We start from the raw sequence: 20,402 nt of genomic DNA, 5'->3' as shown, positions 1-20,402 counted from the left end.
TTTCATGCCTGATTATCGTTCCAAGACTTCCACCCAAGGCCGCAACATGGCCGGCGCCCGTGCCCTGTGGCGCGCCACCGGGATGAAGGACGAAGACTTCAAGAAACCGATCATCGCCATCGCCAACTCGTTCACCCAGTTCGTCCCGGGCCACGTGCACCTGAAGGACCTGGGCCAGCTGGTCGCCCGCGAAATCGAACGCGCCGGTGGCGTGGCCAAGGAATTCAACACCATCGCGGTCGATGACGGCATCGCCATGGGCCACGACGGCATGCTCTACTCGCTGCCAAGCCGCGAGATCATCGCCGACGCCGTGGAGTACATGGTCAACGCCCACTGCGCCGACGCCATCGTGTGCATCTCCAACTGCGACAAGATCACCCCCGGCATGCTGATGGCCGCCCTGCGCCTGAACATCCCGGTAATCTTCGTCTCCGGCGGCCCGATGGAAGCCGGCAAGACCAAGCTGGCCAGCCACGGCCTGGACCTGGTCGACGCCATGGTCATTGCCGCCGACTCCTCGGCTTCCGACGAAAAAGTCGCCGAATACGAGCGCAGCGCCTGCCCGACCTGCGGTTCGTGCTCCGGCATGTTCACCGCCAACTCGATGAACTGCCTGACCGAAGCCCTCGGCCTGGCCCTGCCGGGCAACGGTTCGACCCTGGCCACCCACGCCGACCGCGAGCAGCTGTTCCTCACCGCCGGTCGCACCATCGTCGAGCTGTGCAAGCGCTACTACGGCGAGAACGATGAGTCGGTACTGCCGCGCAACATCGCCAACTTCAAGGCGTTCGAGAACGCCATGATGCTCGACATCGCCATGGGCGGCTCGACCAACACCATCCTGCACCTGCTGGCCGCCGCCCAGGAAGCCGAAGTGGCGTTCGACCTGCGCGACATCGACCGCCTGTCGCGCAAGGTGCCGCAGCTGTGCAAGGTTGCGCCGAACATCCAGAAATACCACATGGAAGACGTGCACCGTGCCGGCGGCATCTTCAGCATCCTCGGCTCGCTGGCCCGTGGCGGCCTGCTGCACACCGACCTGCCGACCGTGCACAGCCGCAGCATGGAAGAAGCCATCGCCAAGTGGGACATCACCCAGACCGATGACGAAGCAGTGCACACCTTCTTCAAGGCCGGCCCTGCCGGCATCCCGACCCAGACGGCATTCAGCCAGTCGACCCGTTGGGAATCCCTGGATGACGACCGTGAGAACGGCTGCATCCGCAGTGTCGAGCACGCCTATTCGCAGGAAGGCGGCCTGGCCGTGCTGTACGGCAACATCGCGCTGGATGGCTGCGTGGTGAAAACCGCCGGTGTCGACGAGTCGATCCTGGTGTTCGAAGGCACCGCGAAGATTTTCGAGAGCCAGGACAGCGCCGTACGCGGCATCCTCGCCGACGAAGTGAAGGCCGGCGACATCGTGATCATCCGCTACGAAGGCCCGAAAGGTGGCCCGGGCATGCAGGAAATGCTGTACCCGACCTCGTACCTGAAGTCCAAGGGCCTGGGCAAGGCTTGCGCCCTGCTCACCGACGGCCGCTTCTCGGGCGGCACCTCGGGCCTGTCGATCGGTCACGCCTCGCCGGAAGCCGCCGCTGGCGGCGCCATCGGCCTGGTGCGCGACGGCGACAAGGTGCTGATCGACATCCCGAATCGTTCGATCAACCTGCAGGTCAGCGACGAAGAGCTGGCCGAGCGCCGTGTCGAGCAGGACAAGAAGGGCTGGAAACCGGCTGAAGTACGCCCACGCAAGGTGACCACCGCGCTGAAGGCCTATGCCCTGCTGGCGACCAGTGCCGACAAGGGCGCTGTGCGTAACAAGGCGATGCTGGAAGGGCTGTGAGGCTCTGACGGTGTGAATGAAAAACCGGCGCCCTGGGCGCCGGTTTTTTTATACCTGTGATTTGTGTGCTGCTCGTACTGGCCCTATCGCCGGCAAGCCAGCTCCCACAGAGACCACACAGTTCTGAAGGCCTGTGTGTTCCCTGTGGGAGCTGGCTTGCCGGCGATAGGGCCAGTACAGGCGAAACACCAACTACTGAATCTGCTCCGGCGTCACGATCACCCAGTTCTTGTCCGCCGTCACCGGCAGCCCTTCCTTGGCCTGCGCCGCGGCATTCCTGGCAATCATCCCGTTCATCTGGTCCATGTACTTGGCCTTGCGGTTTATCCACAAGTGGATGCCACCTTTGCCCACATCCACCCCATGAAACTGCATGTAGCCATCACTGGTCGGCGTATCGCCCCCCACCAGCACCGGTTTCTTCCACTCATCGATATAGGTCAGGATCGCCGCCTGCTTGCCTGCCATCCAGGTGGCCGGGGTCCACAGGTACGGGGTCAGTTCCAGCCCCACGTTGGCCTTGGCATCATAGTGCCCGGCGCTGATCTGCTTGCGCGCGGTGGTCAACTGGCCGCTGGCGCGGTCCTTCAGCAACAGGCTCACGCCAATCACATTCTGCGGCTTCACGTTGTAACCGTACTTGGGGTCCGACGCGACCATGCGCACCAGTTCCTCGGAAGCAGCGGAAATCACATAGACCTCGATACCATTCTCCATCAGCTTGTTGTACAGCTCGGCCTGGCCCTTGAAGACCTTGGGTGGCTGTACCTCGATGGCCTTGACCTGGTCCCCTTCGTAATAGGTGGCCGGGATCGGTTTGCCGGAGGCCATCAGCTCATCCACCTGCACCTTCAGCTCCTGCAAGGTAAAGCCGGAGAACACCTGGGCCACCCACGGGTAGCAGACCATGTCGTCCACTTCGCACAGCCGGTAGTAGTAACTGAACAGGCTTTCCTTGTGCTCGGCGGTGTCCTTGAACGGCATCAGCTTCAACGAGGGGTCGAGCTTGTCGCGGCTCAGCAGGCCCTTGTTTTCCATGAACGGCAGCAAGGCCTCTTCAAGGTCGTAGCGGTAACTGGTGTTGTCCATGTCGAAGACAGCGTAGTTACCCTTGTTGGCATTGGCGGCAATCATGCCGTCGAGCTGCCTGGCTGCCTCGGCGGGCCAGTGCTTGAGCTCGGTGGCGAAGGTTTCGATACTGAACAGCAGGGACAGGCCGATGGCGACGGCTTTCGGAGCGAACTTCATGTACGAATCTCCTGAAATGACCCCGAAACGCTAGTGCAACAATCCCCGCCGGCAGCCCTTGATAACGACCTCCATGCAGCTGCAAACGCCGTGTTCATTGCAATCCGCGACACGCCGTTATTCCATAAACGACTATGCACATTCCATTTGGGTATAAATTCGTTTGTTTTCAGCCTGTTAGCATTTCCGTTCGCAATCGCTCACAGAGGCGATGCCTCTTCTGCTTTTTTCTGCTGGAGCTTCAATGAACCTGCCGCTGTTCCTTAACCTGCTGGCGTTCCTGGCCCTGTTGCTGGGCCTGGCACAAACCCGCCGCACCGACTGGAGCCTGGCCAGGAAAGTATTGCTGGGCCTGGTGCTGGGCGTGGTGTTCGGCCTGATCCTGCATACCGTCTACGGCGCTGGCCACCCCGTACTCAAGGCCACCATCAGCTGGCTCGACCTGGTCGGCAACGGCTACGTCGGCCTGTTGCAGATGATCGTCATGCCGCTGATCTTCGCCTCGATCCTCAGTGCCGTGGCGCGCCTGCACAATGCCTCGTCACTGGGCCGCATCAGTGTGCTGAGCATTGGCACCCTGCTGCTGACCACCGCCATCGCCGCGTTGATCGGCATCGTCCTGACCAACCTGTTCGGCCTGAGCGCCGAAGGCCTGGTGGCCGGCGCGCAGGAAAGTGCGCGCATGCAGGTTATCCACAGCGACTACGCCGGCAAGGTCGCCGACCTCAACATCCCGCAACTGCTGCTGTCGTTCATCCCCAGCAACCCGGTAGGTGACCTGGCACGGGCCAAGCCGACCTCGATCATCAGCGTGGTGATCTTTGCCGTGTTCCTCGGCCTGGCCGCGCTGCAGCTGATCAAGGACGATGCCGAGAAAGGCGAACGCGCGCTGTCGGCCATCGACACCCTGCAGGCCTGGGTGATGCGCCTGGTGCGGGTGGTGATGAAGCTGACCCCGTATGGCGTACTGGCGCTGATGACCAAGGTGGTGGCCAGCTCGAACATGGAAGACATCCTCAAGCTGGGCAGCTTCGTGGTGGTGTCGTACCTGGGCCTGGCGCTGATGTTCGTGGTGCACGGCGTTATCCTCGCCGCCACCGGCGTGAGCCCGCTGCGCTTCTTCCGCAAGGTGTGGCCGGTGCTGACCTTCGCCTTCACCAGCCGCTCCAGCGCCGCCAGCATTCCGCTGAACATCGAAGCGCAAACCCGCCGCCTGGGCGTACCGCAGTCGATTGCCAGCTTCAGCGCATCGTTCGGTACCACCATTGGCCAGAACGGCTGCGCAGGCCTCTATCCCGCCATGTTGGCGGTGATGGTGGCGCCGGCGGTGGGCATCGATACCTTCGACCCGCTGTGGATCGCCACCCTCGTGGCCATCGTCACCTTGAGTTCGGCAGGTGTTGCCGGCGTAGGTGGCGGTGCGACTTTCGCCGCGCTGATCGTGCTGCCGGCCATGGGCTTGCCGGTGGAGCTGGTGGCGTTGCTGATTTCGGTGGAGCCGCTGATCGACATGGGCCGCACGGCGTTGAACGTGAACGGTTCGATGACCGCAGGGGTGGTGACCAGCCAACTGCTGAAAGAGACCGACAAGGATGTGCTGGCTGGCGATGAACATGCCGAGCTGAGTCATTCCTGACAGATTGCCGGGGGCGCGTTGCGCCCCTGTCGCGACACAAGGCCGCTCCTACAACGGCCCGCGCATGTCTGTCTTGCACGGTCCCCTGTAGGAGCGGCCTTGTGTCGCGAAAGGGCTGCAAGGCAGCCCCAAAAATTCAGCGTTTGTCCCAAACCTCGAAATGGTACTCAGGGCCTGCGGCCTCGGCAGGTTGTGGAGTTTTTGATTCCAAGCGCCACTGTTTGTTATCAATCTCTGGGAACCATGCATCGCCATCCGGCTCGAGCTCTACCCATGTCAGATACATGCGATTGACCAGCCCCTTCTCCAGCGCCTCTCCATAGAGCTGAGCACCGCCGATCAGCATGAGCTCATCAACACCTTTGGTCTGAGCCCAATCATCAGCAAGAACCAAAGCCTCTTCCAGCGAGGAAACAACTGTTGCGCCCTCGAGCTCAAGTCTAGGCTGACGACTCACTACGATATTCAGACGCCCTGGCAAAGCACGGCCAAGTGAATCCCAAGTCTTACGGCCCATAATGATGGGCTTGTTCATGGTCTGAGACTTGAAAAACTTGAAGTCTCCTGGCAGATGCCAGGGCATATGGTTATGAATGCCAATCACTCGGTTTTTACCGATGGCAGCAATCAAGCAGAGAGGGAGGGATGTCTTCATGCCGGCGAGGATATCAAACAACCCGGAGAAGATATCTAGATAACTGACGAAGACGCCCTACAAATCTCACGATCCGACGTCTGGGTTATGCTTCTGCCCTGACCTGTGCAATGGAAGACCTTGTGACCGCACCGACTTCACTGGACAAGCGCTGGCTCACCGAAGCGGTACGCCTGCGCGAGGAACATGCCGGCCCCCTGGAGGACCAGGAAGCCAACCGCCGCGCCCGCCAGGCAGGCGGTGACCTGGCGGCCCGCATCGAAACCCGTGCCCTGTTCCTGGCCGAACGCGACGGCATCAGCACCGCCCTGCGCCACTGGAAACAGGGCGCCCGCCTGGCGCTGCTGGCCTTGCTGGTGCTGGCCGTGCTCAGCGGCGCAGGGTTGGCACTGGCCGCCCTGGGCGACGGGCAGCGCCCGGTGAATGTGTTCTGGGCCCTGGGCAGCCTGCTCGGGCTGAACCTGCTGATGCTGCTGGGCTGGGCCATCGGCTTTGCCCTGAGCGGCGAGCATGGCGCGGGGCTGGGCCGCCTGTGGCTGTGGCTGAGCGAACGCTTTGCCCGTGACGCCAAGGCTGCGCACCTGGCACCGGCGCTGCTGGTGCTGCTGCAACGCCAGCGCCTGAACCGCTGGCTGCTCGGCCTGCTGGTGCATGGCCTGTGGCTGCTGGCGATGATCACCGCACTGGGCATGCTGCTGGCCTTGCTGGCGACCCGGCGCTATGGCTTTGTCTGGGAGACCACCCTGCTCGCCGCCGACCCGTTCATCCACCTGACCCAAGCCTTGGGCGCGCTGCCCTCGCTGCTGGGCTTCACGGTACCCGACGAGGCCATGATCCACGCCAGCGGCGACAGCCAGCCGGCCCTGGACCTGGCGCGCCAGGCCTGGGCCAGCTGGCTGCTTGGCGTGGTGCTGGTGTACGGCCTGCTGCCGCGTCTGCTGCTGGCCGGGCTGTGTCTGTGGCGCTGGCGTCAAGGCCACCAACGCCTGGCGTTGGACCTCAGCCTGCCCGGCTACGCGCAGCTGCGTGAAGCGCTGATGCCGCGCAGCGAACGCATCGGCGTCCAGGATGCCGCGCCCGAAGCCTTGCCGCAGTTTGCCGCTGGCCAGCTGGAAAGCGGCAGCAGCGGCGCCCTGCTGGTCGGCCTGGAGCTGGACGACCAGCACCCCTGGCCGCCCGCGCTGCCGAAAAGCGTGACCAGTGCCGGCGTGCTCGACAGCCGCGAATCGCGCAACCGCCTGCTCGAACAGCTCAGCCGTTTTCCGCCGGCACGCCTGGCCATCGCTTGCGACCCACGCCGTTCGCCCGACCGCGGCAGCCTGGCGCTGCTCGCCGAGCTGGCACGCAATGCCGGCGCCACCCGCATCTGGCTACTGCAGGCCGCACCGGGCGAGGCCCTGGACGCCCAGCGCCTGGGCGACTGGCACGAAGCCCTCGACCGCCTTGGCCTGGCGCATGCCGATACCTCGCCGCTGACCTGGCTGGAGCATGGCCATGACTGAGCCGCTGAAACTGGCCGTGGTCGGCCACACCAACGTCGGCAAGACCTCGCTGCTGCGCACCCTGACCCGTGACGTCGGCTTTGGCGAAGTCTCCCACCGCCCCAGCACCACCCGCCATGTGGAAGGTGCGCGGCTGTCGGTGGACGGCGAACCCTTGCTCGAACTGTACGACACCCCGGGCCTGGAAGACGCCATCGCCCTGCTCGACTACCTCGAACGCCTGGAGCGCCCGGGCGAGCGCCTGGACGGCCCGGCCCGCCTCGAGCGCTTTCTGCAAGGCAGCGAGGCACGCCAGCGTTTCGAGCAGGAGGCCAAGGTGCTGCGCCAGCTGCTGGCCAGCAATGCCGGTTTGTATGTAATCGACGCCCGTGAACCGGTGCTGGCCAAATACCGCGACGAACTGGAAGTGCTGGCCAGCTGCGGCAAGCCGCTGCTACCGGTGCTCAACTTCGTCGCCAGCCACCAGCACCGCGAGCCGCAATGGCGTGAAGCCCTTGCCAGGCTTGGGCTTCACGCGTTGGTGCGGTTCGACAGCGTGGCCCCGCCAGAGGATGGCGAGCGCCGGTTGTACGAAAGCCTGGCCCTGCTGCTGGAAGACGCCCGCCCGGCCCTGCAGCGGCTGATCGACGACCAGCAGGCACAGCGCCTGGCGCGTCGGCACAGCGGCAAGCGCCTGATTGCCGAGCTGCTGCTGGACTGCGCTGCCTGCCGGCGCAGCGTCGAGGCCGAACCGGCTGCCGAAGCCCGAGCCATCGAGGCATTGCGGCAAGAGGTGCGCCAGCGCGAGCAGCGCTGTGTCGAGGCACTGCTCAAGCTGTATGCCTTCCGCCGCGAGGACGCCCATGCCAGCGACCTGCCGTTGCTGGATGGCCGTTGGGGCGATGACCTGTTCAATCCCGAAACCTTGAAGCTGCTGGGCGTGCGCTTGGGCAGTGGTGTGGCCGCCGGTGCTGCGGCGGGTGCCGGGGTGGACCTGCTGGTCGGCGGCCTGACACTGGGGGCTGCCGCCCTGGCCGGGGCGATTGCCGGCGGCGCGCTGCAGACGGCGCGCAACTATGGGTCGCGGTTGATGGGCAAGCTCAAGGGCAAGCGCGAGCTGACGGTGGACGACACGGTGTTGCGCTTGTTGGCCTTGCGTCAGCAGCAGTTGATGGTGGCGCTGGAAAACCGCGGGCATGCGGCGCAGGACAGCATTCGGCTGGGAGAACTGGATGAGAAGGCCTGGCGGGAGGGCAAGTTGCCGGAGGCGCTGAGCAAGGCGCGGGCGCATCCGCAGTGGTCCACCCTCAACCCTGGGGCGAAGCTGAACCAGGCTGAGCGGCAGGAACAGCTGGAGGCGCTGGTTTCACAGTTTTGATCAAGCAGGTCTGGCCCTATCGCCGGCAAGCCAGCTCCCACAGGAGCTCCACTGCCTTCGAATACTGCGCAGTACCTGTGGGAGCTGGCTTGCCGGCGATAGGGCCAGTGCTGGCAACCGGAATATCAGAGTAGAGCCAAAGCCTTCTGCTTCAACCCATTCAAATCAATCACCGCCACCCCGACCACTTTGGCCCGCTCATCCCACTCCCTCATCCGCAAGCTCACCTCGAACAGCGGATCCCGCTCGAACACATCCGCCTCGTCCTCGCTCATCACGCCCCCCTGATACTCCAAGGTCCGCCGGCTCGCTTCACTCAACCGCTGGTAATACCCAGGCTGGCGCAAAGTCAGGTAGCGCTTGGCCTCAACGTGATACTGCACCAGCCGCGCCATGCGTTCGCCGAAACCACAGCGGCGTAAATACTCGGCGCCGATGCGCTCATGGCTGACCACGCCATAGCCGCCCATGCTGGCGTCACCGCCGCACAGGTGGCCGATGTCGTGGAAGAACGCCGCCAGCACCACTTCGTCGTCGAAGCCTTCGGCCATGGCCAGTTGCGCGGCCTGGGACATGTGTTCGAGCTGGGTGATGGCTTCGCCGATGTAGTCGTCACTGCCGTGGCGTTCGTACAGCGCGAAGGTGCTGTCGATGATCTGGGCTGGGGTGGGCATCACCGTCTTCTCCTGGCTTGATTGGGTGGTGGCTTCTTCGCAGCACAAGGCTGCTCCTACAGGTTGTCGCCGACCTGTAGGAGCAGCCTTGTGCTGCGAAGAGGCCGGTGCAGGTTACTGCTGAGCCACCTTCTCCGACTTGCCGTCATAGCGCTTGCGCCACTCCGCCAGGATCTGGTCACGGTTCTTCGAGGCCCAGGCAAAGTCGTTCTTGATCAGGCGCTGTTCATAGTCCGCCGGCAGTTCGGTCTGCGGCTTGGCAATACCCGGGGCAGCCAGCACGGCGAAGTTCTCCTTGTACAGCTCCATGGCCGCCGGGCTTGCCGAGAAATCAGCCAGGCGCTTGGCCGCATCCGCTTTTGGCGAACCTTTGATCACCGCAGTCGCCTCGATCTCCCAGCCTAGGCCTTCCTTCGGCAGCACGATGTCCAGCGGCGCGCCCTGGCGCTTGAGCTGCACGGCCGGGTACTCGAACGAGATACCGATCGGGAATTCACCCGCTGCGGCAAGCTTGCACGGCTTGGAACCGGAATGAACGTACTGGCCGATGTTCTGGTGCAGTGCATCCATGTACGCCCAACCCTGTGGCTCGCCAAAGGTCTGCAGCCAGGCACTGACATCCAGGAAGCCGGTGCCGGACGAAGCCGGGTTCGGCATGACGATCTTGCCCTTGTACTCGGGCTTGGTCAGGTCCTGCCAGCTTACCGGCTTGCTCAGGCCCTGCTTCTCGGCCTCGATGGTATTGAAGCAGATGGTCGCGGCCCACACGTCCATACCGACCCAGGCTGGTGGGTTGGCAGCATCGCGGTAGTTGGCGGCAATCTTGCCCAGGTCCTTCGGTGCGTAGGCTTCGAGCATGCCGTTCTGGTCGAGGATGGCCAGGCTGGAAGCAGCCAGGCCCCACACTGCGTCGGCTTGCGGGCGGTCTTTCTCGGCCAGCAGCTTGGCGGTGATGATGCCGGTAGAGTCACGAACCCACTTGATCTCGATGTCCGGGTTGGCCTTCTCGAAGGCCTGCTTGTAGCTCTTGAGCTGTTCGGCTTCCAGGGCGGTGTAGACCGTCAGCTGGGTACCAGCGGCCGAAGCCTGCAGGCTGAACACGGCGGAAACGGCAGCGGCAAGTGCAAGGTGCTTGTACATGGGTAGGTTCCTTACAGGTCAGACGGTCGCGGCGCGTTGGCGCCAGGCTTGGGAGCGGCGCAGCAGGCCGCGTGAGGCTGCGGCCAGCAGCAGTGAAGCGCCGGCACTGGTCAGCAGGATCAGGGTGGACATGGCGGCGGCACCACCGACGTTGCCGGCGTCATCCATGTTCAGCACGGCGACGGCAGCCAGGATGGTGTCGGGGCTGTACAGGAAGATCGCCGCCGACACGGTGGTCATCGCCGAAACGAACAGGTAGCGGATGATGTCCAGCAGCGCCGGCAGGCAGATCGGCACGGTCACCCGCAGAAAGTGCCTGTACAGCGGCGCCTTCAGCGACAGCGCGGCGGCCTCGAACTCGCCGTCTAGCTGGCGCAGGGCGGTGGTCGCGGTCATCTGCGCGGTGGTCAGGTAGTGGGCGATGGTGCACACCACCAGCAGCCCCATGCCGCCGTAGAACACATGCAGCGGGTTGCCGTTCAGGTTGAAGAAGAATACGTAGCCCAGGCCCAGCACCAGGCCCGGCACGGCCATGGGGATGAAGCTGAGCAGGCGCAGCGCCTGGTTGAGCAGGCGTTGGCCCTGGGTCTTCTCCATCAGGTAGGCGCCGGTGAAGATCACGATGCTGCCGATCAGCGCGGTGCCGATGGCCATGGTCACGCTGTTGCGGTAGGCCAGCCAGCCACCACCGGCGGTGTCCTCGAACATGTAGTGACGCAGCGACAACGACAGGTTGTAGGGCCAGAAAGTGACCAGCGACGAATACACCGCCATGCCGATCACCAGCAGCAATGCCGCGCACACCAGCAGCACGATCGCCAGGAAGCAGGCATCACGGCCCCGCGACGGCTTGGGCTCGAACACCTGGGCACGGCCGCTCATGGCCTCGCCCTGGTGCCGGCGCAGCCAGGCATCGACGGTAAAGCTGAACAGCGCCGGCAACAGCAGCACCATGCCGATCAGCGCGCCGCGGCCGAACTGCTGCTGGCCGACCACAGCCTTGTAGGCTTCCAGGGCCAGCACCTGATAGTCGCCGCCGACCACGACCGGTACACCGAAGTCGGTGATGGTCAGGGTGAACACCAGGCAGAACGCTGCGAATACTGCCTGGCGCGTGGCCGGCCAGGTGATGCTGGTGAACGCTCGCCAAGGGCCGGCACCCATGCTGGACGCTGCGTCGAACAGGCGTGCATCGGCCAGCGATAGCGCCGACAGCAGGATCATCAGGGCATGCGGAAAGGTGTAGATGGCCTCGCCCAGCACAATGCCCCAGAAGCCATAGATGTTGTCGCTGAGCAACCCGCGCAGCAGCCCCTGGTTACCGAACAGGTAGACCAGGGCGATGGCCGGCAGCATTGACGGCGCCAGCAGCGGCAGCAACGAAATCCCCCGCCACAGGCCTTTGCCCGGAATCAGCGTGCGTTGCAGGGCATAGGCGAACAGGTAGGCCAGCGGCACCACGATGGCTGCCACCGTGAAGGCCACCGACAGGCTGTTGCCCAGCAGCCAGTGGAAGTTTTCACTGGCGAACAGTTCGCGGGCCGCCAGCAGGCCGCCACCCTGGCCCGCTTCTGCGCTGAAGCCGCGCCAGAAGATCGCCAGCAGCGGCATCAGCACCGCCAGCACCAGAAGGATCAGCAGCAGGCTCTTGCCGCCGACGACGAACAACCGGTCGCCCAGGGCGACGCCAGCACGCGGCGTGGCCTTGGCCTGGCTCAGCGGCAGAGACATTGGCGCGGCCATCTCAGGCAAACACCTGCAGGCTCTGCGGTGGCAGCGCCACCCAGATATCCTGCGAGCCCAGCCGCGGCATGGCCTCGGGGGCCAGCTCCGCCAGCAGTGCATGGCCAGGCAGCGCCTTGAGCTCGAAGCTCATGCGGCAGCGGTTACCGAGGAAGGTGATTTCACGGACCATGGCCGGGAACAGGTTTTCTTCGTGCACCGCCGGGTTGACCGTGATCGCCTCCGGGCGGCAGAACAACCGGCCGCTGCTGGCCCGGGCGGAACCTGGTGCCAGACGCATGTTCATGCCACCGACCTGGGCATGGCTGTCACTACTGCGCTGGAACGGCAACCAGTTGCCCTGGCCGACGAACTCGGCAACGAACGGCGTGGCCGGCTGGTCGTAGATTTCCTGCGGGGTGGCGTACTGCTCGACCTGGCCGTTGTTCATCACCGCAATGCGGTCGGCCATCAGCATGGCCTCGTCCTGGTTGTGGGTGACCATCAGCGTGGTGATACCCAGCTGGCGCTGCAGCTGGCGCAGTTCGGTGCACAGGTGCTCGCGCACCCGGGCGTCCATCGCCGACATCGGCTCGTCCAGCAGCAGCAACGACGGCGACGGTGCCAGCGCGCGGGCCAGGGCCACACGCTGCTGCTGGCCACCGGAAAGCTGACCGGGGTATTTCTTCTCGCTGCCGGCCAGGCCCACCAGTTCGAGCATTTCGGCCACTCGCTGGCGAGCCTGCTCGCGGCCGCTGCCAGTCAGGCCATAGGCGATGTTGGCTTCGACGGTGAGGTTGGGGAACAGCGCGTAGGACTGGAACAGGATGCCGTAGTCACGGGCCTGGGGTGGCAGCTCCGAGATATCGCGCTCGCCGATGTACAACGTACCGCGGTCCTGGCGCTCCAGGCCGGCGATGCAGCGCAGCAACGTGGTCTTGCCGCAGCCGGACGGGCCGAGCAGGCACACCAGTTCGCCGGCGGCGATGTCCAGCGAGACATCGTTCAGCGCCGTGAAGGCGCCGAAGCGCTTGTGGATGTTGCGCACTTTCATCTGTGCGCCGGGGGTGGTGTGGTTCATGGCAGGGCCTCATCGAAGAGATGGGGGCCATGCTAGGAAGGCTGTGCGAAGGTTCTGTGGCTTTAGGGCAAAAGCGGGTGATAGTGGTATAGGTAGATTTTGTAGTGGCCTTCAAGGGCCCTATCGCCGGCAAGCCAGCTCCCACAGGTACTGCACAGGTTTCAAGGACTGTGGGGTACCTGTGGGAGCTGGCTTGCCGGCGATAGGGCCGGTACAGCCGCTACATGGCTATCAGAAGTGCGAACCGGCCACTTCCTGCGCCATCCCAAGGAAGGCCGCCGGCAACCGGGCCTGGCGCCGCTCCTTCAGGCAATACAGGTACTCATGCATCACCGGCGCGTTCTCCAGCGCCAGCACCCGCAACTCAGGGTTGTGCGGCACCTCGTGCCGGGCAATCACGCTGATGCCGATATTGCGCAGCACCGCCTCACGGATCGATTCGCGGCTACCAATCTCCAGCAAGGCGCCGGCCTTCACCCCGGCCTCCTGCATCATCTGCTCGGTCAGCTTGCGTGTGGTCGAGCCCTTCTCGCGCATCAGCAGGCAATGCCCGGCCACCACGTCAATGGACACCGCCTGGCGGTGTGCCAACGGGTGGTTTCGATGCACCGCCACCACCAACGGGTCAGTCCCCAGCACCCGCCGCACCAGCCGAGCGTCTTCCAGCAGTTGCGACGAAGCGGCGATATCCACCCGGTAGTCCTCAAGCATCTCCAGCACCTGCTGCGAGTTGCCGATTTCCACCGCCACTTCCACCTGCGGCAGGCGTTCGCGGTAGATCTTCACCAGGTCGAGAATGTAGTAAGGCGCCGTGGCCGCGATGCGCAGGCTGCCCTGGGCCTGGCCGCTGTTGCGCAGCTCGAACTCGATGTCGGCCTCCTGCTGCAGCAGTGCCTTGACCATCGGCAGCAGGCGCACGCCCTCCTCGCTCAGCACCAGGCGCCGCCCGCCGCGGTAGAACAGCTCCACCGCGTACTGGCTCTCCAGGTTGCGAATCTGCGTGGTCACCGTGGGCTGGCTGAGGCCGAGCTTCTTCGCCGCCAGGGTGATGCTGCCCAGGCGGGCCACCATGTAGAAGGCTTTAAGCTCCGAACTCAGCATGCACGTCCTCTATTTGCGCAACAGGCGCAAGCCGTTGAACACCACCAGCAGGCTCACGCCCATGTCGGCAAACACCGCCATCCACATGGTGGCCATGCCGGCAAAGGTGATCGCCAGGAATATCGCCTTGATGCCCAACGCCAGAACGATGTTCTGCATGAGGATCGCCGCACTTTGGCGCGACAGCCTGACGAAGGCCGGGATTTTCCGCAAGTCGTCGTCCATCAGCGCCACATCGGCGGTCTCGATGGCGGTGTCGGTACCGGCCGCCGCCATGGCAAAACCGATCTCGGCACGAGCCAGCGCCGGGGCGTCGTTGATACCGTCACCGACCATGCCCACCCGATGGCCCTGGGCGTACAGGGTTTCGATGCTCTTGAGCTTGTCGGCAGGCAGCAGGTTGCCTTCGGCACGGTCGATACCCACCACGGTGGCGATGGCCTGGGCGGTATGCGGATTGTCACCGGTCAGCATGACAGTCTTGATGCCCAGCTCATGCAGTTCGGCGATGGCCTGGCGGCTGCTTTCCTTGACCGTGTCGGCCACCGCGAACAGCGCCAACGGGCCGGAGCGGTCGAGCAGCAGCACCACGGTCTTGCCCTGGCGCTCCAGCGCATCCAGCTGGGCCTCGAGCTCGGGCGAGCACAGCCCCAGCTCCTCGACCAGACGGTGGTTACCCAGGTGGTAAACCTCACCCGCGACGGTACCGCGCACGCCGCGCCCGGCCAGGGCGGCGAAGTCATCGACCTCGCTCAAGGCCAGGCCTTGCTCCTTGCCGAACTGGGCAATGGCGCGGGAAACCGGGTGATCCGAACGCTCGCCCAGGCTGGCGGCCAGGGCTTGCGCGCGGCCTTCGAACAGCGGCTCCAGTACCTTGGCGTCGGTCTGCACCGGCTTGCCGTGGGTGATGGTGCCGGTCTTGTCCAGGGCCAGGAAGTCCAGCTGGCGCCCGCCTTCCAGGTACACGCCACCCTTGATCAGGATGCCCTTGCGCGCGGCGGCAGCCAGGCCGCTGACGATGGTCACCGGGGTCGAGATCACCAGGGCGCATGGGCAGGCCACCACCAGCAGCACCAGGGCGCGATAGACCCAGTCGAACCAGGCACCGGCCATGAACAGCGGCGGTATCACCGCAACGGCCAGGGCAATGGCAAACACCACCGGGGTGTAGATGCGCGAGAAGCGGTCGACGAAACGCTGGGTAGGCGCCCGCGCGCCTTGCGCTTCCTCGACGGCCTTGATGATCCGCGCCAGGGTCGATTGCCCCGCAGCAGCGGTAACGCGGAACTCCAGCGCCCCTGCCTGGTTGATGGTGCCGGCGAACAACTTGTCGCCCACGGCCTTCTCCACAGGCAGGCTTTCGCCGGTGATCGGCGCCTGATCGACACTGGATTGCCCGCTGGTCACCTCACCGTCCAGGCCAATGCGTTCGCCGGGGCGTACCCGCACCAAGGCCCCGATAGCTACCTCCCGCACCTCCACTTCCCGCCACTGGCCATCGGCCTGGCGCACGGTGGCCATGTCCGGGGTGAGCTGCATCAGGCCGCCAATGGCGTTGCGCGCGCGGTCCAGCGAGCGGGCTTCGATCAGCTCGGCGACGGTGAACAGCACCATCACCATGGCCGCTTCCGGCCACTGGCCGATCAGCACCGCGCCAGTCACGGCAATGCTCATCAGCGCGTTGATGTTGAGGTTGCGGTTTTTCAGGGCGATCCAGCCCTTCTTGTAGGTACCCAGGCCACAGCCGAGGATCGCTGCCAGCGCCAGCGCCGCCACCACCCACTCAGGCGCTAGTGCGGCAAAGTGCACGATTTCGGCGGCGATCGCGGCAATGCCGGACAGCGCCAGCGGCCACCAGCGGGTCTTGGCCACTTGTGATGCGCTGGCGGTGCCATCGTCTTCGGCACCAAGCGGCTCGGCTTTCATGCCCAGGCTGTCGATGGCCTGCTCGATTTCAGCAGTGCCACCCAGGGTGTGGCGCACGCCAAGCACACGATTGATCAGGTTGAATTCCAGCTGCTCGATACCGGCCAGCTTGCCCAGCTTGTCCTGGATCAGGGTCTGCTCGGTAGGGCAGTCCATGGCCTCGATGCGGAAACGGCTGAACTGAGCGTGGCTGCTGGCCTTTTCGCTCAGCTGGACCAAGGCTGGCGCAGCAGCGCTGCCACAGCAGCTGTGGGCGTGGTGATCGTGCTTGTGTTCGTGGCTGACAGGCTGGTTCATGGGGTCATCCTTAATTTGAGCCTGTTGCCAAGTGAACACCCTGTAGCCACTATAGGGTCAAGCCACTTGCTGGAGAATTTCGTGATGAAGATCGGAGAACTGGCCAAAGCCACCGACTGCGCCGTGGAAACCATCCGCTACTACGAGCGTGAACAGCTGCTGCCGGAGCCGGCGCGCAGCGACGGCAACTACCGGCTGTACACCCAGGCCCACGTCGAGCGGCTGACGTTCATCCGCAACTGCCGCACCCTGGACATGACCCTGGATGAAATCCGCAGCCTGCTACGCCTGCGCGACAGCCCCGATGATTCGTGCGGCAGTGTCAATGCGCTGATCGACGAACATATCGAGCATGTGCAGGCACGGATCGATGGTCTGGTGGCGTTGCAGGAACAGCTGGTGGAGCTGCGGCGGCGCTGCAATGCACAGGGGGCGGAGTGTGCGATCTTGCAGCAACTGGAGACGAACGGGGCGGTGTCGGTGCCGGAAACCGAGCATTCGCATGTGGGGCGAAGCCACGGGCATTGAAAGATCCAAGGGCCCAATCGCCGGCAAGCCGGCTCCCACAGGTTTTGCACAGCCCCAACTGGCAGCGCCAGTCCTGTGGGAGCTGGCTTGCCGGCGAAAGGGCTGCAGAGCAGCCCCGGCAATCTAAAAGATCACACCGCCATCGGCGCCGTCATCGGCGCATGGTGCTCATACCCTTCCAGCCAGAAATCGCTCGGCTCGATCTTCTCCAGCCACTCCGGCTCGTACTTCCCCGTGTCGGCAAACGCTGGCACGCGGTCGCTGATCACCAGCTTCGGCGCTTCCAGCGGCTCACGCTTGAGCTGCTCGTTGAGCATGTCCAGGTGGTTCTCATACACATGGGCATCGCCGATGAAGTAGGTGAACCAGCGCGGGGTGTAGCCGGTCAGGCGGCCGAACAGCGACAGCAGCGCCGCGCCTTCGGTGAGGTTGAACGGCGTGCCCAGGCCCAGGTCGTTGGAACGGATGTAGAGGGTCAGGGAAATCTCCCTGGTCTCCACATTCGGGTGGAACTGGTACAGCAGGTGGCACGGCGGCAGGGCCATTTCGTCCAGCTGCGCACAGTTCCAGCCGTGGAACAGGATACGGCGGCTGCCCGGGTCGTTGGCGATGGTGTCCAGGCACTGGCGCACCTGGTCGATCGCCTTGTACAGGATGACGAACGCGACGCCGTCCTCCTCGTCCTGGGCGATGCGGCGGAAGCCCGCCTTCTCGGCCATTTCGATGGCCGCCGGGTTGCTCAGCGGGATGCGCTTGTAGCCCGGCCACTGACGCCATTGCACGCCGTAGATCTCGCCCAGGTCGTCATGGCCCTGACGGAACGGGTTGGCCAGCCACTGGGCGTTCTCGTTGGCGTTCTGGTCCCAGACCTTGCAGCCCAGTTCGCGGAATTCACCGGCGTTCTTCACGCCACGCAGGAAACCGACCATTTCGCCGATCGCCGACTTGAACGCCAGTTTGCGCGTGGTAATGGCCGGAAAGCCCTTCTGCAAGTCGAAACGCAGCATGGCGCCCGGCAGGCTGATGGTGCGGATGCCGGTGCGGTTGCCCTGCAGCGTGCCGTTGTCGATGACGTCGCGGACCAGGTCCAGATACTGTTTCATGGCTTACCTGTAGCAAAAACGGCAGGGGGATCGCCCCTGCCGTGGGATTAATCAGGCGGGTTTCGCCGTAGGCTTGCGATTATAAGCCCACCAGATCAGGCCAAGGCCAGCCAGGATCATCGGCACGCACAGAATCTGACCCATGGTCAGCCAGCCCCAGGCCAGGTAGCCAAGCTGGGCATCCGGTACGCGGACGAATTCGACGATGAAGCGGAAGATGCCGTAGAACAGCGCGAACATGCCGGATACCGCCATGGTCGGCCGCGGCTTGCGCGAGAACGCCCAGAGAATCAGGAACAGCGCCACACCTTCGAGTGCGAACTGGTACAGCTGCGATGGGTGACGCGGCAGCTGCGCCGGGTCGCTGAACGGCGGGAAGACCATCGCCCATGGCACGTCGGTGGCCTTGCCCCACAGCTCGGCGTTGATGAAGTTGCCGATGCGCCCGGCCCCGAGGCCGATCGGCACCAGCGGCGCGACGAAGTCCATCAGCTCGAAGAACGACTTGTTGTTGCGCTTGCCGAACCACAAGGCCGCCAGCATCACACCGATGAAACCGCCGTGGAACGACATGCCACCCTTCCACACCTCGAAGATCAGCGTCGGATTGGCCAGGTAGGCGTGCAGGTCGTAGAACAGCACGTAGCCCAGGCGACCACCGACGATCACACCCATCGACAGCCAGAACACCAGGTCGGAGAGCTTTTCGCGCGTCCAAGTGGGGTCGAAGCGGTTCAACCGGCGCGAGGCGAGCAGCCAGGCACCGCCGATGCCGACCAGGTACATCAGGCCGTACCAATGGATTTTCAGCGGCCCGATGGCCACGGCCACGGGGTCTATCTGCGGGTAAGGCAGCATGGAACTTCCTCTCGATTCAAATCAAAAAGCTGAGGCCGACACAGAACAGCAGGGCTGCGAACAGGCGTTTCAACAAACGTGGCGACAGCTTGTGCGCCAGGCGCGCGCCGAAGCGGGCGAAAAACATGCTGGTCACGGCAATGCCGAGCAGCGCCGGCAGGTACACGTAACCCAGGCTGTGGGCCGGCAGGTGCTCCTCGTGCCAACCCAGCAGCATGAAACTCAGGGCACTGGCCAAGGCAATCGGCAGGCCACAGGCCGAAGACGTGGCCACTGCCTGCTGCATGGGCAGGCTGCGCCAGGTCAGGAACGGCACGGTCAGCGAACCGCCGCCGATGCCGAAAATGGCCGAAGCCCAGCCGATCACCCCACCTGCACCGATCAGCGCGGGCTTGCCGGGGATGCCACGACTGGCCTTGGGCTTGAGGTCCAGGGCCATCTGCGCGGCGATGACCAGGGCGAACACACCGATGATCTTTTGCAGCAGTGGCCCCTGGATCAGCGAGGCGGTCTTGGCGCCGACACCGGCCCCAAGGAGGATGCCGAGGGTCATCCAGGCGAAGATCGGCCATTGCACCGCGCCCTTGCGATGGTGCTCGAGCACGGCGTTGATCGAGGTGAAGACGATGGTTGCCAGCGACGTACCGACAGCCAGGTGGGTCAGCACCGAGGCATCGAAACCCTGCAAGGTGAAGCTGAACACCAGCACCGGCACGATGATGATACCGCCGCCCACGCCGAACAGCCCGGCCAGCACACCGGCGCAGGCGCCCAACAGCAGATAGAGCACGAATTCCATTCGTCTTCCCCGAGAAAACAATGCGGCATGGTAACGGAAGCCGGGCTCGGGGCTCTAGTGAACAGTGTGTCAGGATGGATCCTCCCCGCCGCTGTGGGTACAGTGGCAAAAAACCCAGAGGCCCGACCGATGTGCCTGATCGTATTCGCCTGGCGGCCGGGGCATGCCCTGCCGCTGATCGTGGCGGCCAACCGTGATGAGTTCTATGCCCGCCCCACCCAGGCCCTGGCGGCCTGGGAGGATGCACCCGGGGTATATGCCGGGCGCGACCTGGAGGCCGGCGGCACCTGGCTGGGCGTCGGCCCGCAGGGGCGGTTCGCGGCGCTGACCAATATTCGCGACCCGGCGCAGGCTTTGGGGCCGCGCTCGCGGGGCGAGCTGGTGGCGGCGTATCTGCAGGGGGAGTTGGGGGTCGAGGCCTATCTGGACCAGGTGGCCAGCCGCAGCAGGCAATATTCAGGGTTCAACCTGCTGGTGGGCGATGGGCGGCAGCTGGGCTATCTGCATGCCCGGGACGCGGCGCCGCGCTTGCTGGAGGCCGGGGTTTACGGGCTTTCCAATGCCGGGTTGGATACACCTTGGCCGAAGCTGGTGAAGGCGCGCAGTGGGCTGGAAGGGTTACTGGAGACGCCAGAACCACAGCGCTTGCTGGCATTGCTGGCCGATGCCGAACCGGCGCCGGAGGGCGAGTTGCCGGAGACGGGCGTGGGGTTGGCGACCGAGAAGCTGCTGTCGAGTGTGTTCATTGCCAGCCAGAACTACGGGACGCGGGCGAGCACGGTGCTGATTGTGGATGATCAGGGGAAAAGGCGACTGGTTGAACGCAGTTTCGGGCCCTTTGGTGGGCACTTGGGGGAAGTTGAGTTGCTGGTCTGATAATTTGATGTTGCTTGCTCCGGCCTCTTCGCGGGTAAACCCGCTCCCACAGG

General features: G+C 64.5%; 17 protein-coding genes. 6 read left to right on the top strand and 11 right to left on the bottom strand.

The features are described from left to right. Positions 1 to 4: 4 nt before the first annotated feature. A complete protein-coding gene (gene ilvD, locus CAG34_RS22445; protein WP_025340988.1) occupies positions 5 to 1,846 on the top strand; it encodes a dihydroxy-acid dehydratase in 1,842 nt (613 codons plus the stop codon). Between the two features lie 192 nt (positions 1,847 to 2,038). Here the strand turns inward: ilvD and CAG34_RS22440 are convergent, their stop codons facing one another. Next, positions 2,039 to 3,094 (bottom strand): phosphorylcholine phosphatase, encoded by a 1,056-nt coding sequence (locus tag CAG34_RS22440; RefSeq protein WP_025340989.1) that lies wholly within the window; start codon positions 3,092 to 3,094, stop codon positions 2,039 to 2,041. 244 nt (positions 3,095 to 3,338) lie between these two features. On the opposite strand from CAG34_RS22440, the gene CAG34_RS22435 reads away from it, so the two are divergent. Continuing rightward, on the top strand, positions 3,339 to 4,730 hold the full coding sequence (locus CAG34_RS22435; RefSeq protein WP_085592469.1) for an L-cystine transporter: 1,392 nt from the start codon (positions 3,339 to 3,341) through the stop codon (positions 4,728 to 4,730). A gap of 136 nt (positions 4,731 to 4,866) precedes the next feature. On the opposite strand, the gene CAG34_RS22430 is transcribed toward CAG34_RS22435, so the two are convergent. Beyond that, a complete protein-coding gene (locus CAG34_RS22430) occupies positions 4,867 to 5,385 on the bottom strand; it encodes a dihydrofolate reductase (RefSeq protein ID WP_085592495.1) in 519 nt (172 codons plus the stop codon). Positions 5,386 to 5,495: 110 nt separating this feature from the next. Here CAG34_RS22430 and CAG34_RS22425 point away from each other — a divergent pair, with 110 nt between their 5' ends. Continuing rightward, a complete protein-coding gene (locus CAG34_RS22425; RefSeq protein ID WP_085592467.1) occupies positions 5,496 to 6,887 on the top strand; it encodes a DUF2868 domain-containing protein in 1,392 nt (463 codons plus the stop codon). Continuing rightward, a complete protein-coding gene (locus CAG34_RS22420; protein WP_061550299.1) occupies positions 6,880 to 8,244 on the top strand; it encodes a GTPase/DUF3482 domain-containing protein in 1,365 nt (454 codons plus the stop codon). The genes CAG34_RS22425 and CAG34_RS22420 overlap by 8 nt, the downstream gene beginning before the upstream one ends. 125 nt (positions 8,245 to 8,369) lie before the next feature. Here CAG34_RS22420 and CAG34_RS22415 read toward each other — a convergent pair whose 3' ends face one another. The 6 genes from CAG34_RS22415 to CAG34_RS22390 all read right to left on the bottom strand — a co-directional run bounded on the left by CAG34_RS22415 (position 8,370) and on the right by CAG34_RS22390 (position 16,185). Further along, positions 8,370 to 8,918: a phosphonate degradation HD-domain oxygenase gene (locus CAG34_RS22415; RefSeq protein WP_085592465.1), complete on the bottom strand. Its 549-nt coding sequence runs from the start codon at positions 8,916 to 8,918 to the stop codon at positions 8,370 to 8,372. A gap of 114 nt (positions 8,919 to 9,032) precedes the next feature. Then, on the bottom strand, positions 9,033 to 10,058 hold the full coding sequence (locus tag CAG34_RS22410) for a putative 2-aminoethylphosphonate ABC transporter substrate-binding protein (RefSeq protein WP_085592463.1): 1,026 nt from the start codon (positions 10,056 to 10,058) through the stop codon (positions 9,033 to 9,035). Between the two features lie 18 nt (positions 10,059 to 10,076). After that, positions 10,077 to 11,801 (bottom strand): putative 2-aminoethylphosphonate ABC transporter permease subunit, encoded by a 1,725-nt coding sequence (locus tag CAG34_RS22405; RefSeq protein ID WP_085592461.1) that lies wholly within the window; start codon positions 11,799 to 11,801, stop codon positions 10,077 to 10,079. A gap of 1 nt (position 11,802) precedes the next feature. After that, a complete protein-coding gene (locus CAG34_RS22400) occupies positions 11,803 to 12,861 on the bottom strand; it encodes a putative 2-aminoethylphosphonate ABC transporter ATP-binding protein (protein WP_085592459.1) in 1,059 nt (352 codons plus the stop codon). A 231-nt stretch (positions 12,862 to 13,092) separates the two neighbouring features. Next, entirely contained in the window at positions 13,093 to 13,962 is an 870-nt protein-coding gene (locus tag CAG34_RS22395) for a LysR family transcriptional regulator (protein WP_085592457.1), read from the bottom strand. A gap of 9 nt (positions 13,963 to 13,971) precedes the next feature. Continuing rightward, complete coding sequence (locus CAG34_RS22390; protein WP_085592455.1) at positions 13,972 to 16,185, bottom strand: heavy metal translocating P-type ATPase; 2,214 nt, start codon at positions 16,183 to 16,185, stop codon at positions 13,972 to 13,974. An 84-nt stretch (positions 16,186 to 16,269) separates the two neighbouring features. Here CAG34_RS22390 and cadR point away from each other — a divergent pair, with 84 nt between their 5' ends. Then, positions 16,270 to 16,713, top strand: coding sequence for a cadmium resistance transcriptional regulator CadR (gene cadR, locus CAG34_RS22385; protein WP_015272183.1), 444 nt, complete (start codon positions 16,270 to 16,272; stop codon positions 16,711 to 16,713). Between the two features lie 131 nt (positions 16,714 to 16,844). Here the strand turns inward: cadR and CAG34_RS22380 are convergent, their stop codons facing one another. Genes CAG34_RS22380 through CAG34_RS22370 form a run of 3 tightly spaced genes read right to left on the bottom strand, consistent with a single transcriptional unit; the run spans position 16,845 to position 19,473 of the window. Continuing rightward, on the bottom strand, positions 16,845 to 17,816 hold the full coding sequence (locus CAG34_RS22380; protein WP_061550295.1) for a thymidylate synthase: 972 nt from the start codon (positions 17,814 to 17,816) through the stop codon (positions 16,845 to 16,847). A 51-nt stretch (positions 17,817 to 17,867) separates the two neighbouring features. Then, a complete protein-coding gene (gene lgt, locus CAG34_RS22375; protein WP_013974665.1) occupies positions 17,868 to 18,674 on the bottom strand; it encodes a prolipoprotein diacylglyceryl transferase in 807 nt (268 codons plus the stop codon). 16 nt (positions 18,675 to 18,690) lie between these two features. Further along, positions 18,691 to 19,473 (bottom strand): sulfite exporter TauE/SafE family protein, encoded by a 783-nt coding sequence (locus CAG34_RS22370; protein WP_024087873.1) that lies wholly within the window; start codon positions 19,471 to 19,473, stop codon positions 18,691 to 18,693. Positions 19,474 to 19,602: 129 nt separating this feature from the next. Here CAG34_RS22370 and CAG34_RS22365 point away from each other — a divergent pair, with 129 nt between their 5' ends. Continuing rightward, a complete protein-coding gene (locus tag CAG34_RS22365; RefSeq protein ID WP_085592453.1) occupies positions 19,603 to 20,349 on the top strand; it encodes an NRDE family protein in 747 nt (248 codons plus the stop codon). Positions 20,350 to 20,402 lie beyond the last annotated feature (53 nt).

It is taken from the genome of Pseudomonas sp. B14(2017) (assembly GCF_002113255.1).
GTDB classification, from domain to species: domain Bacteria; phylum Pseudomonadota; class Gammaproteobacteria; order Pseudomonadales; family Pseudomonadaceae; genus Aquipseudomonas; species Aquipseudomonas putida_Z.
This window is presented reverse-complemented; position numbering and strand designations above follow the sequence as displayed.

Bases quoted from the DNA above. Each gene is read 5' to 3' on its own strand.
- CAG34_RS22420 (WP_061550299.1), top strand. From the start codon at position 6,880: ATGACTGAGCCGCTGAAACTGGCCGTGGTCGGCCACACCAACGTCGGC.
- CAG34_RS22390 (WP_085592455.1), bottom strand. From the start codon at position 16,185: ATGAACCAGCCTGTCAGCCACGAACACAAGCACGATCACCACGCCCAC.
- cadR (WP_015272183.1), top strand. From the start codon at position 16,270: ATGAAGATCGGAGAACTGGCCAAAGCCACCGACTGCGCCGTGGAAACC.
- CAG34_RS22440 (WP_025340989.1), bottom strand. From the start codon at position 3,094: ATGAAGTTCGCTCCGAAAGCCGTCGCCATCGGCCTGTCCCTGCTGTTC.
- CAG34_RS22410 (WP_085592463.1), bottom strand. From the start codon at position 10,058: ATGTACAAGCACCTTGCACTTGCCGCTGCCGTTTCCGCCGTGTTCAGC.
- CAG34_RS22415 (WP_085592465.1), bottom strand. From the start codon at position 8,918: ATGCCCACCCCAGCCCAGATCATCGACAGCACCTTCGCGCTGTACGAA.
- CAG34_RS22425 (WP_085592467.1), top strand. From the start codon at position 5,496: ATGGAAGACCTTGTGACCGCACCGACTTCACTGGACAAGCGCTGGCTC.
- CAG34_RS22370 (WP_024087873.1), bottom strand. From the start codon at position 19,473: ATGGAATTCGTGCTCTATCTGCTGTTGGGCGCCTGCGCCGGTGTGCTG.
- CAG34_RS22435 (WP_085592469.1), top strand. From the start codon at position 3,339: ATGAACCTGCCGCTGTTCCTTAACCTGCTGGCGTTCCTGGCCCTGTTG.
- CAG34_RS22430 (WP_085592495.1), bottom strand. From the start codon at position 5,385: ATGAAGACATCCCTCCCTCTCTGCTTGATTGCTGCCATCGGTAAAAAC.
- CAG34_RS22405 (WP_085592461.1), bottom strand. From the start codon at position 11,801: ATGGCCGCGCCAATGTCTCTGCCGCTGAGCCAGGCCAAGGCCACGCCG.
- ilvD (WP_025340988.1), top strand. From the start codon at position 5: ATGCCTGATTATCGTTCCAAGACTTCCACCCAAGGCCGCAACATGGCC.
- CAG34_RS22380 (WP_061550295.1), bottom strand. From the start codon at position 17,816: ATGAAACAGTATCTGGACCTGGTCCGCGACGTCATCGACAACGGCACG.
- lgt (WP_013974665.1), bottom strand. From the start codon at position 18,674: ATGCTGCCTTACCCGCAGATAGACCCCGTGGCCGTGGCCATCGGGCCG.
- CAG34_RS22365 (WP_085592453.1), top strand. From the start codon at position 19,603: ATGTGCCTGATCGTATTCGCCTGGCGGCCGGGGCATGCCCTGCCGCTG.
- CAG34_RS22395 (WP_085592457.1), bottom strand. From the start codon at position 13,962: ATGCTGAGTTCGGAGCTTAAAGCCTTCTACATGGTGGCCCGCCTGGGC.
- CAG34_RS22400 (WP_085592459.1), bottom strand. From the start codon at position 12,861: ATGAACCACACCACCCCCGGCGCACAGATGAAAGTGCGCAACATCCAC.